This window comes from Serratia sp. CY55921 (assembly GCF_052167655.1).
GTDB lineage: Bacteria > Pseudomonadota > Gammaproteobacteria > Enterobacterales > Enterobacteriaceae > Serratia > Serratia ureilytica.
Map to the genome: position 1 here is coordinate 22,232 of NZ_JBJNMU010000001.1, position 15,673 is coordinate 37,904.

Below are 15,673 nucleotides of genomic sequence, written 5' to 3' on the forward strand. Positions count from 1 at the left end.
CGCGCTTTCGGCGGGCTTTTTGCTGGGCATTGTCGGCCATCAAACCTTATTGGCTATTTCTGGGGATATATGAAAATCAAAATGATAGCGAGCCTGATCGGCGCGGGACTGGCGCTGTACGGGCAGGCTGCGGCCGCGCAGGAACAGGCGGAAAATAATAAAGGCAGCGTGGCGTTCAGCCCGCTCAACGTCTCGGCGGCCGACAGCGGCAAGAGCAGCGAAAAAGACGCGTTGGCGAGGCCAGGCGCGTTCAGTTCGCGCGATGAAAACAAGAATCTGGAGTCGGTGGACAGCATTCTGCGCAGCATGCCGGGCACCTATACCCAGATCGATCCCGGCCAGGGATCGGTCAGCGTCAATATCCGTGGCCTGAGCGGCTTTGGCCGGGTCAACACCATGGTCGACGGCATCACGCAAAACTACTACGGCAACTCGCCGAGCGACGCAGCGCACGGGGGATTGCCCACCAGCCAGTTCGGGGCGCTGATCGATCCTAACTTTATCGTCGGCGTCGACGTGGCGCGCGGCAACGCCACCGGTTCCGACGGGGTGAATGCCTTGGCGGGCAGCGCCAATTTCCGCACCATCGGCGTGGATGACGTGGTGTTTTCCGATAACCCGTTCGGCGTACGCACCAAGTTCTCGGTGGGCAATAACGGCATCGGCCGCAGCGGCATGATCGCCGTGGGCGCCAAAACTGCCGCCTTTGCCGACGGCGGCAGCCTGGGGGCGATGGCGGCGATCAGCGGCAGCTCCATCACCTCTAACTACAAAAACGGCGCCGGTTTCGACAGCGAGATGTTCAACGTCGATAAAACCTACCGCCAGAACCCGAAATCCCAGCTGTTCAAAGTGGACATCAAGCCGGATGCCTTCAACAGCATCGAACTGTCGGCGCGCAGCTACCAGAATAAAATCACCCGCCGCCACATCGACAGCGACGATTTTTACCTCAAATACCACTACGCGCCGTTCTCGGAACTGATCGATTTCAAATTGACCGCCAGCACCAGCCGCGGTGAGCAGAAGTTCATGTCCAACAACATGGCGGGGTTCAGCGACAGCACGGCGAAAAACATTTCCGATGCGCTGGATATCAACAACACCAGCCGTTTCAGCCTGCAGGACGTCGATTTCGCTTTCAGCTACGGCGGCAAGCTGGTGCGCAACGAGTATAAGAAAAAGGCCTCTGGCTTGGTGACGGATGACAATCAGGCGGAAAGCATGCCGGTGGGAATGTCGGGCAAGCAGGATATCTCCAGCCTGTACAGCGGGTTGCAGGCCAACTACGGCATCTGGCAGGGGAATTTCGATCTGAACTACACCGCCTATCGCCTCTCCGGCTATAAGCCGGCCTGTGACGAGCGAGTAGAGTGCTTCCCGCAGGGCGCTGGCACTATTAGCCGTAACGAACACGGCTTCAACCCGTCGGTCATGCTGTCGGCGCAGGTGACGCCGTGGCTGCAGCCGTTCGTCAGCTACAGCAAGTCGATGCGCGGGCCGAATATCCAGGAGGTGTTCTTCGCCAACAGCGGCGGCCAGTCGATGAACCCGTTCCTCAAGGGCGAAAAAGCGGAGACCTGGCAGGGCGGGTTCAACGCCAATGCTCACGATCTGTTGTTCAAGCAGGACAGCTTCCAACTGAAAGCGGTCTATTTTGAAACCAGGATCAAAAACTACATTTCCAGCCAATCCTACCTGGTGTGTAAAAATCGCCAGAAGTGCAACCGTTCGCAGGCGACGCAGGAAGAGTGGGATGACGCGGACGTCAACGTCAGCATGACCATGTATAGCAATGCCCCCGAACCGGTCAAAATGCGCGGGGTGGAGCTTGAAGCGCTGTACGACGCCGGTTTCGCCTTCACCAAGCTGTCGTTAAGCAAGGAGCATACCTCCCAGCCGACCAACCAGGCCAGCAACGTATTCGGCGCGGGCGATATCAGCGAGCTGCCGGAGTTCTACTTCACGCTGGACAGCGGGGTGCGCCTGCTGGACGAGAAACTGACGCTGGGCGGGGTGGTGAAATACACCGGCAAGTCGGTGCGTCTGTCGCCGGACTCTGATTACGATGAGAATGAGCAGTTGCTGAAGGAGCCGGCGCCGCATATTCCGACCATTATCGATCTGTACGGCACCTATCAGGTGAATCGCAATCTGCTGCTGAAGCTCAGCGTGCAAAACCTGATGGACAGAGACTATTCGGACGCGCTGAACAAGATGAACTCGCTGCCGTCGCAGTCGCAGTATGAGACGCCGACCAACACCGCCCGTGGGCGGACTTATATCTTCGGCGGGGAGGTGCGCTTCTAAACTGCAGCAGAGCAGGGCGCAGTCACTGCGCCCGTTTCGCCTGCAGCAGCCATTTGTCCAGCTCGTTGGCGAACTGCTGGCGGTCGCGCTGGTTCAGGGCGTTCGGGCCGCCGGTCTGAATGCCGCTGGCGCGCAGGGTATCCATAAAATCGCGCATGTTGAGGCGTTCGCGAATGGTGTCCGGCGTATAGCGTTCACCGCGCGGGTTCAGCGCCACCGCGCCTTTCTCTATGACCTCCGCCGCCAGCGGAATGTCGGCGGTGATCACCAGATCGCCCGCTTCGCAGCGGCGCACGATCTCGTTGTCGGCCACGTCGAAGCCGGCCGCCACCTGCAGCGAACGGATGTATTTCGACGGCGGCGTGCGCAGCGGTTGGTTCGCCACCAGCGTCACGGTGATGGCGGTGCGATCGGCGGCGCGGAACAGCACTTCCTTGATCACGTTCGGACAGGCGTCCGCATCGACCCAAATCTGCATCATTTCGTCTCCCGCAGCCAGTCGCGCACCGGCAGGAAATCGCGCGCCAGCGCCGCTTCCGGGCTGTCGGCGTCCGGCTGGTAGTTATATTCCCAACGCACCAACGGCGGCATCGACATCAGGATGGACTCGGTGCGCCCGCCGGTTTGTAGCCCGAACAGCGTGCCGCGATCCCACACCAGATTGAATTCCACGTAGCGGCCGCGACGGTACAGCTGGAACTGGCGCTCGCGCTCGCCCCAGCTCAAGGCCTTGCGTTTTTCGACGATCGGCAGATAGGCGTCGAGGAAGCCCTGGCCCACCGCGCGGGTGAAAGCGAAGCAGTGGTCGAAGTCCGGGGTGTTCAGATCGTCGTAGAACAGGCCGCCGATGCCGCGTGCTTCGTTGCGATGCTTGATGAAGAAGTAATCGTCGCACCATTGCTTATATTTGGGGTAGACCTCGTCGCCGAACGGCGCGCACAGCTCGGCCGCGGTGCGGTGCCAGTGCACGGCATCCTCTGCGAAACCGTAGAACGGCGTCAGGTCAAAACCGCCGCCGAACCACCACACCGGCGCTTCGCCCGGCTTTTCAGCGATGAAAAAGCGTACGTTGGCGTGGCTGGTGGGCACGTAGGGGCTGAGCGGATGGATAACCAGGGAGACGCCCATCGCCTGGAAGCTGCGCCCGGCCAGTTCCGGACGGTGCGCGGTCGCCGAGGCCGGCAGGGTGGCGCCGGAGACGTGCGAGAAGTTGACCCCCGCCTGTTCGAACACCGCGCCGTTGGTCAGCACGCGGCTGCGGCCACCGCCGCCTTCTTCACGCGTCCATTGGTCTTCGGTGAACACGGCGCCGCCATCGGCCTGGGCGAGCTGCGCGCAGATATGATCCTGCAGCGCCAGCAGGAAGGATTTTACTTCAGCGATGTTAGGTAAACTCATGCGGGGTCTTTATAGCGTCTGGCTGAACAAGGCGCTGAGTATACTCTTATTCGCCGCCCGCGGCATCAGCGGGGTTTGCGTTGGTGTGCGTCGAAGTAGTCGAAGAAGTTGACGATGCCGTCCGCGATGGCGCGGGCGATTTTCTCGCGAAACGCGGTGGTGCCCAGCAGCCGTTCTTCGTTCGGGTTGGTGATGAACGAGGTTTCCACCAGCACCGAGGGGATGGACGGGGATTTCAACACCGCGAACGCCGCCTGTTCGGTGCTGTCGCTGTGCAGATGGTGTACCGGACGAATTTGGCCGAGCACGTGGCGGCCGAGCGTCAGGCTGTTGTTGATGGTGTCGGTTTGCACCAGATCGAACAGCACCTGCTGCAGGTAGTTGTCCTGATCCTTGTATTTGCCGCCCGCTACGTCGTCGGCGGCGTTTTCACGGTTGGACAGGTAGCGCGCCATGGCGCTGCTGGCGCCGCGGTTGGAGAGGGCGAATACCGAAGCGCCGGAGGCCGACGGGCTGGTAAAACCGTCGGCGTGAATGGAAATGAACAGATCGGCCTGGTGCTGGTGGGCGATCTCCACCCGCTGGAACAGCGGAATGAATTCGTCTTCTTCGCGCGTCAGGCGCGCCTCGATGTGATCGTGCTCATGCAGGAAACGGCGCACGTGGTTGGCGATTTCCAGCACGATGTGTTTTTCCTGCGAACCTTCGTGGCCGACCGCGCCGGAGTCGATGCCGCCGTGGCCGGGATCGATCATCACCCGCTTTTTGCCGCCGGCCGGTTTCGCCGCCGGTTTGCTGTGCTGATTGCGCAGCATGCCTTCCGCCTTGGCGCTTGGGTTTTTCACGCCGAACAGTGCTACTGCCAGGCCGGAAAGCAACAGTTGGCGTCGCGTCGGGGAAACGGCAAGCGGCTTAAAATTGAGGAATTGTTTACCCTGCTTTTTCATTACGCAACGCTCCATCGACGATTCTATTTCGCGACGTTATATCGTATTGATAATCATTAATCGACCCGATAACTATTTCCATTTATTACGCCTGTTACCGGCGATTTCGGGGCAAATAGCGCGGTAAATCGCAGTTTGATATTGCGTAAGTGAATAATCACGCGATAATCAGATAAACCCCTTAATTAACAGCGGCCAACATCGATGGAAATTCGCGTATTTCGACAAGACGACTTTGAAGAAGTCATTACCCTGTGGGAGCGCTGTGATCTGCTGCGGCCCTGGAACGATCCGGAAATGGACATCGAGCGCAAGCTGAACCACGATCCTGAGCTGTTCCTGGTGGCGGAAGTCGGCGGCGAAGTGGTCGGTTCGGTGATGGGCGGCTATGACGGCCACCGCGGCTCGGCGTATTACCTCGGGGTGCATCCCGACTATCGTGGGCGCGGCATCGCCAATGCGTTGATCAACCGTCTGGAGAAGAAGCTGATCGCTCGCGGCTGCCCGAAGATCCAGATTATGGTGCGCGAAGACAACGACACGGTGGTCGAGATGTACGAGAAGCTCGGCTACGAGATCCAGGGCATCACCAGCCTGGGCAAGCGGCTGATCGAAGATCAGGAATATTGATCGAGCGGCGGGCGGCGGCGTTGCCCCGCCCGCCGCAACGCATTACGGCAGCTTTTTGACGGTTTTCACGTCCACTTCGACGCTGCTCCAGTCTTTATCCACTTTGCCTTCCAGCTGCACCTTGTCTTTCGGCGTGACGGTTTGGCCGTTCCAGCGTTTGCGATCGATCTCGACCGTCAGCGTGCCGGTGGCGTCGCGGAAGGTGTAGGTATCGTCGCCGATGCGCTGCTCGATGTTGCCTTGCAGCATCACCCAGGTGTCGTCGCTCAGCGATTTCACCTTGTCCACGGTGGTCAGCGCCGCGCTGGGGCCGGAGAAACCACCTTGTGCGGTGGTTTGCGTTTGAGCCTGCGGCGCGGCCGGATCGAGGAACCCGCCTTGTTGCGCCAGTACCGGTGCGCTGCACAGCGCGATCAGAGCGGCCAGAGTCAGTTTTTTCATGTTGCGCTTCCTTATCGTTATCGAAAATCACATCCCGCTGATATCGGGTGCTTGCTAAGTGATAAGGATTAAAACACACCGATCTTAAGAGCTTCTTAAGCCGACGCATTGAAATTCCCATCGCCGGCGCCCATCTGTAGCCATAGTCTTTATTCTGTTGGCAAGGAACGAGCGTTGAAGCCATTCTCACCCCGGTTTTCCCCGGACGATTACGATCAGCACGGCGCGCTGCGGCTGCCGCTGGGATTTTGGGCCGTGCTGATTTTGCAGGCGCGCACCTGGCTGTTGTTCGTGATGGCCGGCGCTTCGCGCGAGCAGGGCGAAAGCTTGTTGGCGTTGTTTTATCCGGATACCCAACGCTTTTGGTACGGCATGCTGCTCGGTCTGCCGGCGGCGCTGGCGTTTTTGCTGAGCGGCCGTCGCCACCAATGGCCGCGGCTGTGGCGCGGTTGGCGCTGGGGGCTGGCTGTCTCGCTGCTGGCGTCGTTCGGCGGCTCGCTGTTCAGCCTGTGGCGCCAGGACGGCGATGCGCCGGGGCTGGAGCTGACGTTGGCGCTGCTCGACGCGCTGGCGCTGAGCTATCTGCTGCTGAACACGCGTCTGAAAGCCTGTTTCGCGCTGGCGGAGCGCGCCGACTAATTGCCGAGAAGTGCGGCACTTTTCGCATTTTCCGCACTCCAAGCTGGCAACCGTTGGCGTAGTGCGGGCCGTTGTGAGAGGCTGGCACGCAGCAAAACGCCGAATGCGGCAGGAGCGGGTGACCCGCCCCGTGCCATTGATGTCTAAGGAGCTAGAGATGAATATTCGCCCCCTGTTGTTAGGGCTTCCGCTGTTACTGACCGGCTGTTCGAGCATGTCTAATTTCTCCTGGTCCAGCCTGTCGCCATTCAACTGGTTCGGCAGCAGCCTGGAAGTCGGCGCCAAGGGCGTCGGCAAGCTCAACGCCGGCACGCCGATGTCGGAAAGTGCCATCAACGACGGGCTGGACGGCAACTACCGCCTGCGCGGCGGCATGGCGACCAACAACGGCCAGATCGTCTCTTATTATCAGGCGCTGTCCGGCGACGAAGTGAAGCTGGTGATCACCGGCGAACCGAAAGGGCGCCTGCAGCGGGTGGACGTGCTGGATCCGAAAGTGGCGACGGAGTGGGGCAACAAGCTCGGCACGCCGTTCGGCGACATGTACAGCAAGGCGTTTGGCTCCTGTAAGCCGGGCAGCGGCGAAGACGCCGGTAAAGTGGAGTGCGTGGCGGAGCAGAGCAAATACGTCACCTACATCTTCAGCGGCAAGTGGGCCGGAGCGCAGGATATCATCCCGCCGGACGACACCCTGAAAAGCTGGACGGTCAGCAAAATCATTTGGCACGCCAAGCCGCAGCAGTAACGCGTTCAACGGGCGCCGGTTCCCGGCGCCCGCTTGTCCAAATCATTACCCCTATTTTCTTTGCGCTGCTGCAAGGCAATCGCCCTTGCTTGCGGTATGATAGCGCGCGTTTGTAACAGGGAACCCGCGCGTCAACCGCCATACCTTACCTGTTGCCGGATTCTGGTATTGAGGATAACAACATGACACAGGTTCAGAGCGGCATTCTGCTGGAGCACTGCCGTTTCGCCATTTTTATGGAAGCCACCGTACAGGGCGAATTCGCCGACTTGCGCCAGGGCTGCAAACAGTTTTGTCAGACGCTGAGCGAGCTGCAGCAGCAGTTTCCCGATGCGCGCCTCGGCGCGGTGATCGCCTTCGGCTATGACGTTTGGCACGATCTTTCCAACGGCCAGGGCGCGAAAGAGCTGAAGCCGTTCACGCCGCTCGGCAAAGGGCTGGCACCGGCCACCCAGCGCGATATGCTGATCCACATTCAGTCGCTGCGTCACGACGTCAACTTCACGCTGGCGCAGGCGGCACTGGCGGCGTTCGGCAACGCCATCAAGATTGAAGAAGAAACCCACGGTTTCCGCTGGGTGGAAGAGCGCGATCTGAGCGGTTTCATCGACGGTACCGAAAACCCGCAGGGCGAGCAGCGCCCTGCAGTGGCGACGATTGCCGAAGGCGAAGAGGACGCAGGCGGCAGCTACGTGCTGGTGCAGCGCTACGAGCACAACCTGCGCCAGTGGCAGCGTTTTACCACCGAACAGCAGGAGCAGATCATCGGTCGCACCAAGCGCGACAGCGAAGAGCTGCCGGCCGATCAGCGCCCGGATACCTCGCACGTTAGCCGCGTCGATCTGAAAGAGAACGGCAAGGGCCTGAAAATTCTGCGCCAGAGCCTGCCTTATGGCACCGCCAGCGGCAAGCATGGCCTGTTCTTCATCGCCTATTGCGCACGCCTGCACAATATCGAGCAGCAGCTGCTGAGCATGTTCGGCGATCTGGACGGCAAACGCGACGCGATGCTGCGTTTCAGCCGTGCGGTTACCGGCAGCTACTACTTTGCGCCATCGCTGACGCGCCTGCTGTCACTTTGACGCCGTTGCCGAAGCCGGCGCGTCCGGCTTCGGTCTGTTTTCCCGCCCTAAAACGCCTCGCATTCCCTGCCTTATAGCGTTTGATGCTTGTAAATCACTAAACGGTATATAAAAGCGTTACAGCTCCGCACCGAGTTATAAATACACTGGTCGTCAATAAGGCGAAAGCCTGAAGGAATGACTCAGTGATAAGGTGCAGAATGAAACAAAACCGGGTTAAAAATCTCGTGCTGAAAGGTTGGCTGGCGGCTGCGCTGTTGGCGAGCGGCGCCGCGTCGGCGGCGGAATTGCTGAACAGCTCTTATGACGTTTCCCGTGAATTGTTCGTCGCGCTGAATCCCGGCTTTGAACAGCAGTGGAATCAACAGCATCCGAACGACAAGCTGACCATCAAACAATCGCACGCCGGTTCCTCCAAGCAGGCGCTGGCGATCCTGCAGGGCCTGCGCGCCGACGTGGTGACGTACAACCAGGTGACCGACGTGCAGATCCTGCACGATCGCGGGCAGCTGATCCCGGCGGACTGGCAGTCGCGTCTGCCGAACAACAGCTCGCCGTTCTATTCCACCATGGCGTTTCTGGTGCGCAAGGACAACCCGAAGGGCATCCACACCTGGAACGATCTGGTGCGTGACGACGTGAAACTGGTGTTCCCGAACCCGAAAACCTCCGGCAACGGCCGTTACACCTATCTGGCCGCCTGGGGCGCCGCCAGCCAGGCCGACGGCAACGATGCGGCCAAGACCCGCGCCTTCATGACCCGTTTCCTGAAAAACGTGTTGGTGTTCGATACCGGCGGCCGCGGCGCGACCACCACCTTCGTCGAGCGCGGTTTGGGCGACGTGCTGATCAGCTTCGAGTCCGAAGTGAACAACATCCGCAAGCAATACGGTGAAGACAAGTACGAAGTGATCGTGCCGCCGGTCGATATTCTGGCGGAGTTCCCGGTGGCCTGGGTCGACAAAAACGTCGCGCGCAACGGCACCGAACAGGCGGCCAAAGCCTATCTGAACTATCTCTACAGCCCGGCGGCGCAGCAGGTGATCACCAGTTTCTACTACCGCGTGTATGACCAGAAAGCGATGGCGGCGGCCAAGGGGCAATTCCCGGACACCCAACTGTTCCGCGTGGAAGATCAATTCGGCGGCTGGCCGCAGGTGATGAAAACCCACTTCGCCACCGGCGGCGAGCTGGATCAGCTGTTAGCGGCAGGGCGCAAGTAAATGTTGGCGTTGTCGTCCAGTAAGCGGGTGCTGCCCGGATTTGGCCTCAGCCTCGGCAGCAGCCTGTTTTATACCTGTTTGATCCTGCTGCTGCCGCTCAGTGCGCTGGTGATGCAGCTGGCGCAGATGAGCCTGGCGCAATATTGGGAAGTGATTTCCAACCCGCAGGTGGTGGCGGCGTATAAAGTGACGCTGCTGGCGGCCGCTGTCGCCAGCCTGTTCAATGCGGTGTTCGGCATGCTGATGGCCTGGATCCTGACGCGCTACCGCTTTCCCGGCCGTTCGCTGCTGGATGGACTGATCGACCTGCCGTTCGCGCTGCCGACGGCGGTAGCCGGCCTGACGCTGGCCGGTCTGTTTTCCACCACGGGCTGGTACGGGCAGTGGCTGGCGCACTTCGACATCAAAGTCACCTTCACCTGGCTTGGGATCGCGGTGGCGATGGCGTTCACCAGTCTGCCGTTTGTGGTGCGTACCGTGCAGCCGGTGCTGGAAGAGTTAGGGCCGGAGTACGAAGAGGCGGCCGAGACGCTGGGCGCCACGCGCTGGCAGAGTTTTCGCCGCGTCGTGCTGCCTGAAGTGGCGCCGGCGCTGCTGGCCGGCACCGCCATTTCCTTTACCCGTAGTCTGGGCGAGTTCGGGGCGGTGATTTTCATCGCCGGCAACATCGCCTGGAAGACGGAAGTGACCTCGCTGATGATTTTTGTGCGTTTGCAGGAGTTCGATTACCCGGCGGCCAGCGCCATCGCCTCGGTGATCCTGGCGGCATCGCTGCTGCTGTTGTTCAGCATTAACGTATTGCAAAGCCGCTTCGGCAGACGTTTGGGAGGAGGGCACTGATGGCTGATATTTCCGCCTTCAACGGCGCCGAGCGCCCGCGCGTTAACTGGGGCAAGTGGACGCTGATCGCCATCGGCACGCTGTTTTCGGCGCTGCTGCTGGTGGTGCCGATGATATCGATTTTCGCCGAGGCCTTCTCAAAAGGATTCGGCGCGATGTGGAGCAATTTGCTCGATCCGGACATGCTGCACGCCATTTGGCTGACGGTCCTGATCGCGCTGATCACCGTGCCGTTCAACCTGGTGTTCGGCACGTTGCTGGCGTGGCTGGTGACGCGTTTTACCTTCCCCGGCCGCCAGCTGCTGCTGACGCTGATCGATATCCCGTTCGCCGTTTCACCGGTGGTGGCGGGGCTGATTTATCTGCTGTTTTACGGCAGCAACGGCCTGCTGGGCGGCTGGCTGGATGCGCATAACATTCAGGTGATGTTCTCCTGGCCGGGCATGGTGCTGGTGACCATTTTCGTCACCTGTCCCTTCGTGGTGCGCGAACTGGTGCCGATGATGCTCAGCCAGGGCAGCCAGGAAGATGAGGCCGCCATTCTGCTGGGAGCGTCCGGCTGGCAAATGTTCCGCCGCGTGACGCTGCCCAACATTCGCTGGGCGCTGCTGTACGGCGTGGTGCTGACCAACGCGCGCGCCATCGGCGAGTTCGGCGCGGTGTCGGTGGTGTCCGGTTCGATTCGCGGCGAAACCTACAGCCTGCCGCTGCAGGTCGAGCTGTTGCAGCAGGATTACAACACCGTCGGGGCCTTTACCGCCGCGGCCCTGTTGACCCTGATGGCGATCGTTACCCTATTTTTGAAGAGCGCGCTGCAGTGGCGTCTGGAACGTCAAAACGCGCGTCTCGAGCGGGAGGAAAATCATGAGCATTGAGATTAACGGCATCAACAAGTCCTTCGGTCGCACCAAGGTATTGAACGATATCTCGCTCGATATTGCTTCCGGCGAGATGGTGGCGCTGCTTGGGCCATCCGGTTCCGGCAAGACCACGCTGCTGCGCATCATCGCCGGGCTGGAAAGCCAGAGCGGCGGCAAGCTGGGCTTCCACGGCACCGACGTCAGCCACATGCACGCGCGCGACAGGCGCGTGGGCTTCGTATTTCAGCACTATGCGCTGTTCCGCCACATGACGGTGTTCGATAACATCGCCTTCGGCCTGACCGTGCTGCCGCGCCGCGAGCGCCCGAACGCCGCGGCGATCAAACAGAAAGTCACTCAGCTGCTGGAAATGGTGCAGCTGGGTCACCTGGCTACCCGCTATCCGTCGCAGCTGTCCGGCGGCCAGAAACAGCGCGTGGCGCTGGCGCGCGCCCTGGCGGTGAAACCGCAGATTCTGCTGCTGGATGAACCGTTCGGCGCGCTGGATGCGCAGGTGCGCAAAGAGCTACGCCGCTGGCTGCGTCAGCTGCATGAAGAGCTGAAATTCACCAGCGTGTTCGTCACCCACGATCAGGAAGAGGCGATGGAAGTGGCCGACCGCATCGTGGTGATGAGCCAGGGCAATATCGAACAGGTCGGGTCACCGGTCGACATCATGCGCGAACCGGCGAGCCGCTTTGTGCTGGAATTCATGGGGGAAGTGAACCGCCTGAACGGCGAAATTCGCGGCTCCCAGCTGTTCGTCGGCGCGCATCAGTGGCCGTTGTCGTTCCAGCCGATGCACCAGGGCAGCGTCGATCTGTTCCTGCGCCCGTGGGAAATGGAAGTGGCGACCGAAAGCAGCGAACGTTGCCCGCTACCGGTTCAGGTGCTGGAAGTCAGTCCGCGCGGCCATTTCTGGCAGCTGACGGTGCAGCCGATCGGCTGGCACCAGGAACCGATCAGCGTGGTGCTGCCGGAAGGCAACGCCACGCCGGTGCGCGGCGGCCGTTATTACGTCGGCAGCCTCAATGCGCGGCTGTATGCCGGCGATCAACTGCTGCAACCTGTTGCGTTAGCCAAAAGCGCCTGATAGGTTTTAGCAGCCCTTTATTCAAGGCAACCCCAGGGTTGCCTTTTTACTTTACGCACACCAACACACAGGCAAAGATCGTGACAACGCTCGAACAATGCATCGGGAATACCCCGCTGGTAAAACTGCAACGGCTGGCCGCCCAGGCGGGCAGCGAGGTATGGGTCAAACTGGAAGGCAACAACCCGGCGGGATCGGTGAAGGATCGCGCCGCGTTGGCGATGATCCAGCAGGCGGAGCTGCGCGGTGAGATCAGGCCCGGCGACGTGCTGATTGAGGCCACCAGCGGCAACACCGGCATTGCGCTGGCGATGATCGCTGCATTGAAAGGCTATACGCTGAAGCTGCTGATGCCGGAGAACATGAGCCTAGAGCGGCAGGCGGCGATGCGCGCCTACGGCGCCGAGCTGATCCTGGTCAGCCGTGAGCAGGGCATGGAAGGGGCGCGCGATCTGGCGCTGGAGATGCAGCGTCAGGGGCAGGGCAAGGTACTGGATCAGTTCAACAACCTGGACAATCCCTACGCCCATTTCACTACCACCGGCCCGGAGATTTGGCGCCAAACCGAAGGGCGCATCACGCATTTCGTTTCCAGCATGGGCACCACCGGCACCATTACCGGCGTGGGCGGTTACCTGAAAAGCCAGAATCCGCAGGTGCAGATCATCGGCCTGCAGCCGGCGGAGGGCAGCAGCATCCCCGGCATTCGCCGCTGGGCGCCCGCTTACCTGCCGGGTATTTTCCGCCCGGAGCTGGTGGATCAGGTGCTGGATATCGAACAGGGCGATGCCGAGCAGACCATGCGCCAGCTGGCGCAGCGTGAAGGCATCTTCTGCGGCGTCAGCTCCGGTGGCGCGGTGGTCGGCGCCTTGCGCGTCGCCGCGGCTCACCCCGGCAGCGTGGTGGTGGCGATCGTCTGCGACCGCGGCGATCGCTACCTTTCAACCGGCGTGTTCGGCTGAGCGGGCCCTCCCGGCGGTGTGTTCCGTCGGGAAAACCTTTCCTCCTTTCCTTTCGACAGACGGCAGCCCCGCTTGCGGCGGCTGCCGCTTGCCCGTGCGCCAATGCCATGACTGAAGTAGAGAAATCGCGCGGCAGCGGCCACAATAACGGTGGCGAGACGCCAAAAGCGATGTGTAAGGATTGAGTAAAACCGGCTGCGGACCGGCGAAATTGGCGGGAAAATAACGAAAATCGGTGAAGGAGCAAGGCATGAAAATTTTACTGGTCGACGATGACCTGGAGCTTGGCACCATGCTGAGCGAATACCTGACGGGCGAAGGTTTCGACGCCACGCTGGTGCTGACCGGCAAGGCGGGGGTAGAGGGCGCGCTGTCGGGCGACTATACCGCGATGATCCTCGACATCATGCTGCCGGATATGAGCGGCATCGACGTGCTGCGCGACGTGCGCAAAAAGAGCCGGCTGCCGATCATCATGCTGACCGCCAAAGGTGACAACATCGATCGGGTGATTGGTCTGGAGATGGGTGCCGACGATTACATGCCCAAACCCTGCTATCCGCGCGAATTGGTGGCGCGTTTGCGCGCGGTGCTGCGCCGTTTCGAAGAACGGCCGCAAGAAGCGGACGACGAGGCCGCCATCAGCGTTGGCGAGCTGACGTTAAACCCTTCAACCCGCAGCAGCGAATGGCGCGGCAAGGCGTTCGATCTGACCGCTTCGGAATTCAATCTGTTGGAGCTGTTGCTGCGCGCGCCGGACCGCGTGGTGTCGAAGGACGAATTGTCCGAGAAGGGGCTGGGGCGCCCGCGTGAAGCCTATGACCGCAGCGTGGATGTGCATATCAGCAATATCCGCCAGAAGCTGAGCGCGTTGGCCGGCAATACGCTGAGCATCGAAACGGTGCGCAGCATCGGCTATCGCATCCGGTAACCTGACATGCGCGGAAGACTGTTCTGGAAAATTTTGCTCGGCTTTTGGCTGACTTTTCTCATCATGACGCAGGCCCTGTGGGTGGCGTTTTCTCTTTATGGCGATCGCTATGTGCCGCCGGAGAACGCCATGGCGCGGCGGGCGATCGGCCTGCAGCTGACCTCCGCCGCCACCCAATTGCGCAGCGGCGGCATGCCGGCGCTGGAAGCGCTGATGCGCGACTGGCCGGAGGACGACAGGCGTCTGCTGTCGGTAACGCCGATGACCCAACCGCCGCCGCCCGCGCCGGAAGAACCGCTGTTTGAAGGGCGGCGGATGCCGAAAGCGATTTCCGCCTGGGTGCAGACCGGGGAAGGGCAGGGATACTGGCTGAGTTATAACGTGCGCGGGCTGCGGGAAGAGTATCGGCCGGAGCGGCGTTCCCATTTCTTCAACATTCCTGCGCCGATGTTGTGGGTCGGCGGGCTGGGCGGTTTGCTGTTCAGCGCCGTATTGGCCTGGAACCTGACCCGGCCGATGCGTCAGCTGCGCGGCGGCCTGGATCGGGTGGCGCAGGGCGATCTGTCGGTGCGGCTGTTCCCGAAAATGCGGCGCCGTCATGACGAGCTGTCCGACGTGGCGCGCGATTTCGACACCATGGCCGAACGCTTGGAGCTGCTGGTCAGCGCCCGCGAACAGCTGTTGCACGATGTCTCGCACGAGCTGCGTTCGCCGCTGGCTCGCCTGCAGTTGGCGATCGGCCTGGCGCGGCAGAATGCCGGCAACGTCGAAACCTCGCTCAAGCGCATCGAACATGAGTCGGGGCGGCTGGATAAAATGATCGGCGAGCTGCTGGCGCTGTCGCGCACCGAACACAGCAGCCTGCCGGACGAGGAGTACTTCGATCTGTACGGCCTGGTGGATGCGGTGGTGAGCGATGCGCGCTACGAGGCGCAGGTGCCCGGCGTGGAGATCGTGCTGCAGGCCGAGTCGGACGTGGAGTATACCGTCAAGGGCAATGCGGAGCTGATGCGGCGCGCGGTGGACAACATCGTGCGCAATGCGCTGCGCTTTTCCAGCCAGGGCCAGCGGGTGACGGTAGCGCTGTCGCGCATCGACAACCAGTTCCAGCTCGCCGTCAGCGATCAGGGGCCGGGCGTGGAGGAGTCGAAACTGTCGAGCATCTTCGATCCGTTCGTGCGCGTGAAGTCGGCGCAGTCGGGCAAGGGCTACGGCCTGGGGCTGGCGATTACCCGCAAGGTGGTATTGGCGCACGGTGGCCAGGTTGAGGCGCGCAATGGCGACAAAGAGGGGCTTATCATCACTCTGCGTATCCCGCGCTGGCAATAATAGACTATCTTACTTGCCATTTTGAACTAGGGCAGTGCTCGCCTTCGTCACGTACTGTGTGTACGCTCCGAAGGTTGCGCGCTGTCCATGTTCAAACTGCCTGCGCCGATAACGTCTATTATCCGCGGCATACCCAAAGGATTTCGAATTGCAGCTAGGCGGCAAGCGGGGGAATCCCCGGGAGCTTACTCCGGTAAGTGACCGGGGTGAGCACGTGCGGCCAACAACGCTGCGGTTCGAAAG

16 protein-coding genes are annotated in these 15,673 nt (G+C 61.1%); 12 read left to right on the forward strand and 4 right to left on the reverse strand.

Features of this window, described 5'->3' with window-relative positions:
* Positions 1–69 precede the first annotated feature (69 nt).
* Positions 70–2,310 (forward strand): TonB-dependent receptor domain-containing protein, encoded by a 2,241-nt coding sequence (locus ACJ8M3_RS00115; protein WP_101453262.1) that lies wholly within the window; start codon positions 70–72, stop codon positions 2,308–2,310.
* 22 nt (positions 2,311–2,332) lie between these two features.
* On the opposite strand, the gene ACJ8M3_RS00120 is transcribed toward ACJ8M3_RS00115, so the two are convergent.
* The 3 genes from ACJ8M3_RS00120 to amiA form a co-directional block, all read right to left on the reverse strand.
* Entirely contained in the window at positions 2,333–2,788 is a 456-nt protein-coding gene (locus ACJ8M3_RS00120) for a YaiI/YqxD family protein (RefSeq protein WP_004936514.1), read from the reverse strand.
* A complete protein-coding gene (gene hemF, locus ACJ8M3_RS00125; protein WP_196018609.1) occupies positions 2,788–3,708 on the reverse strand; it encodes an oxygen-dependent coproporphyrinogen oxidase in 921 nt (306 codons plus the stop codon). Before hemF ends, ACJ8M3_RS00120 begins: the two co-directional genes overlap by 1 nt.
* Before the next feature lie 65 nt (positions 3,709–3,773).
* On the reverse strand, positions 3,774–4,655 hold the full coding sequence (gene amiA, locus ACJ8M3_RS00130) for an N-acetylmuramoyl-L-alanine amidase AmiA (protein ID WP_033652564.1): 882 nt from the start codon (positions 4,653–4,655) through the stop codon (positions 3,774–3,776).
* A 204-nt stretch (positions 4,656–4,859) separates the two neighbouring features.
* Here amiA and ACJ8M3_RS00135 point away from each other — a divergent pair, with 204 nt between their 5' ends.
* Complete coding sequence (locus ACJ8M3_RS00135; RefSeq protein WP_004936504.1) at positions 4,860–5,285, forward strand: GNAT family acetyltransferase; 426 nt, start codon at positions 4,860–4,862, stop codon at positions 5,283–5,285.
* 42 nt (positions 5,286–5,327) lie between these two features.
* Here ACJ8M3_RS00135 and ACJ8M3_RS00140 read toward each other — a convergent pair whose 3' ends face one another.
* Positions 5,328–5,726, reverse strand: a complete 399-nt coding sequence (locus ACJ8M3_RS00140) for a YgiW/YdeI family stress tolerance OB fold protein (protein WP_016926776.1) — start codon at positions 5,724–5,726, stop codon at positions 5,328–5,330.
* A gap of 174 nt (positions 5,727–5,900) precedes the next feature.
* Between ACJ8M3_RS00140 and ACJ8M3_RS00145 the strand changes: the two genes are divergently transcribed.
* From ACJ8M3_RS00145 to ACJ8M3_RS00190, 10 genes are all read left to right on the forward strand, one after another.
* Positions 5,901–6,365, forward strand: coding sequence for a DUF2919 domain-containing protein (locus tag ACJ8M3_RS00145; RefSeq protein ID WP_342178945.1), 465 nt, complete (start codon positions 5,901–5,903; stop codon positions 6,363–6,365).
* Between the two features lie 157 nt (positions 6,366–6,522).
* Positions 6,523–7,110 (forward strand): RpoE-regulated lipoprotein, encoded by a 588-nt coding sequence (locus tag ACJ8M3_RS00150; RefSeq protein ID WP_004936494.1) that lies wholly within the window; start codon positions 6,523–6,525, stop codon positions 7,108–7,110.
* A gap of 182 nt (positions 7,111–7,292) precedes the next feature.
* Complete coding sequence (locus ACJ8M3_RS00155; RefSeq protein ID WP_038881282.1) at positions 7,293–8,192, forward strand: Dyp-type peroxidase; 900 nt, start codon at positions 7,293–7,295, stop codon at positions 8,190–8,192.
* 200 nt (positions 8,193–8,392) lie between these two features.
* Positions 8,393–9,415, forward strand: a complete 1,023-nt coding sequence (locus tag ACJ8M3_RS00160; protein WP_033652562.1) for a sulfate ABC transporter substrate-binding protein — start codon at positions 8,393–8,395, stop codon at positions 9,413–9,415.
* Positions 9,416–10,255: a sulfate/thiosulfate ABC transporter permease CysT gene (cysT, locus tag ACJ8M3_RS00165; RefSeq protein WP_033652561.1), complete on the forward strand. Its 840-nt coding sequence runs from the start codon at positions 9,416–9,418 to the stop codon at positions 10,253–10,255.
* Positions 10,255–11,130: a sulfate/thiosulfate ABC transporter permease CysW gene (gene cysW / locus ACJ8M3_RS00170; RefSeq protein WP_033643966.1), complete on the forward strand. Its 876-nt coding sequence runs from the start codon at positions 10,255–10,257 to the stop codon at positions 11,128–11,130. Before cysT ends, cysW begins: the two co-directional genes overlap by 1 nt.
* Positions 11,120–12,208, forward strand: coding sequence for a sulfate/thiosulfate ABC transporter ATP-binding protein CysA (gene cysA, locus ACJ8M3_RS00175; RefSeq protein WP_442514592.1), 1,089 nt, complete (start codon positions 11,120–11,122; stop codon positions 12,206–12,208). The genes cysW and cysA overlap by 11 nt, the downstream gene beginning before the upstream one ends.
* A gap of 80 nt (positions 12,209–12,288) precedes the next feature.
* Positions 12,289–13,170: a cysteine synthase CysM gene (gene cysM / locus ACJ8M3_RS00180; protein WP_033644334.1), complete on the forward strand. Its 882-nt coding sequence runs from the start codon at positions 12,289–12,291 to the stop codon at positions 13,168–13,170.
* 250 nt (positions 13,171–13,420) lie between these two features.
* Positions 13,421–14,101, forward strand: a complete 681-nt coding sequence (locus ACJ8M3_RS00185; protein ID WP_033652557.1) for a response regulator transcription factor — start codon at positions 13,421–13,423, stop codon at positions 14,099–14,101.
* Between the two features lie 6 nt (positions 14,102–14,107).
* Entirely contained in the window at positions 14,108–15,430 is a 1,323-nt protein-coding gene (locus ACJ8M3_RS00190; RefSeq protein WP_069100650.1) for an ATP-binding protein, read from the forward strand.
* Positions 15,431–15,673: the final 243 nt, after the last annotated feature.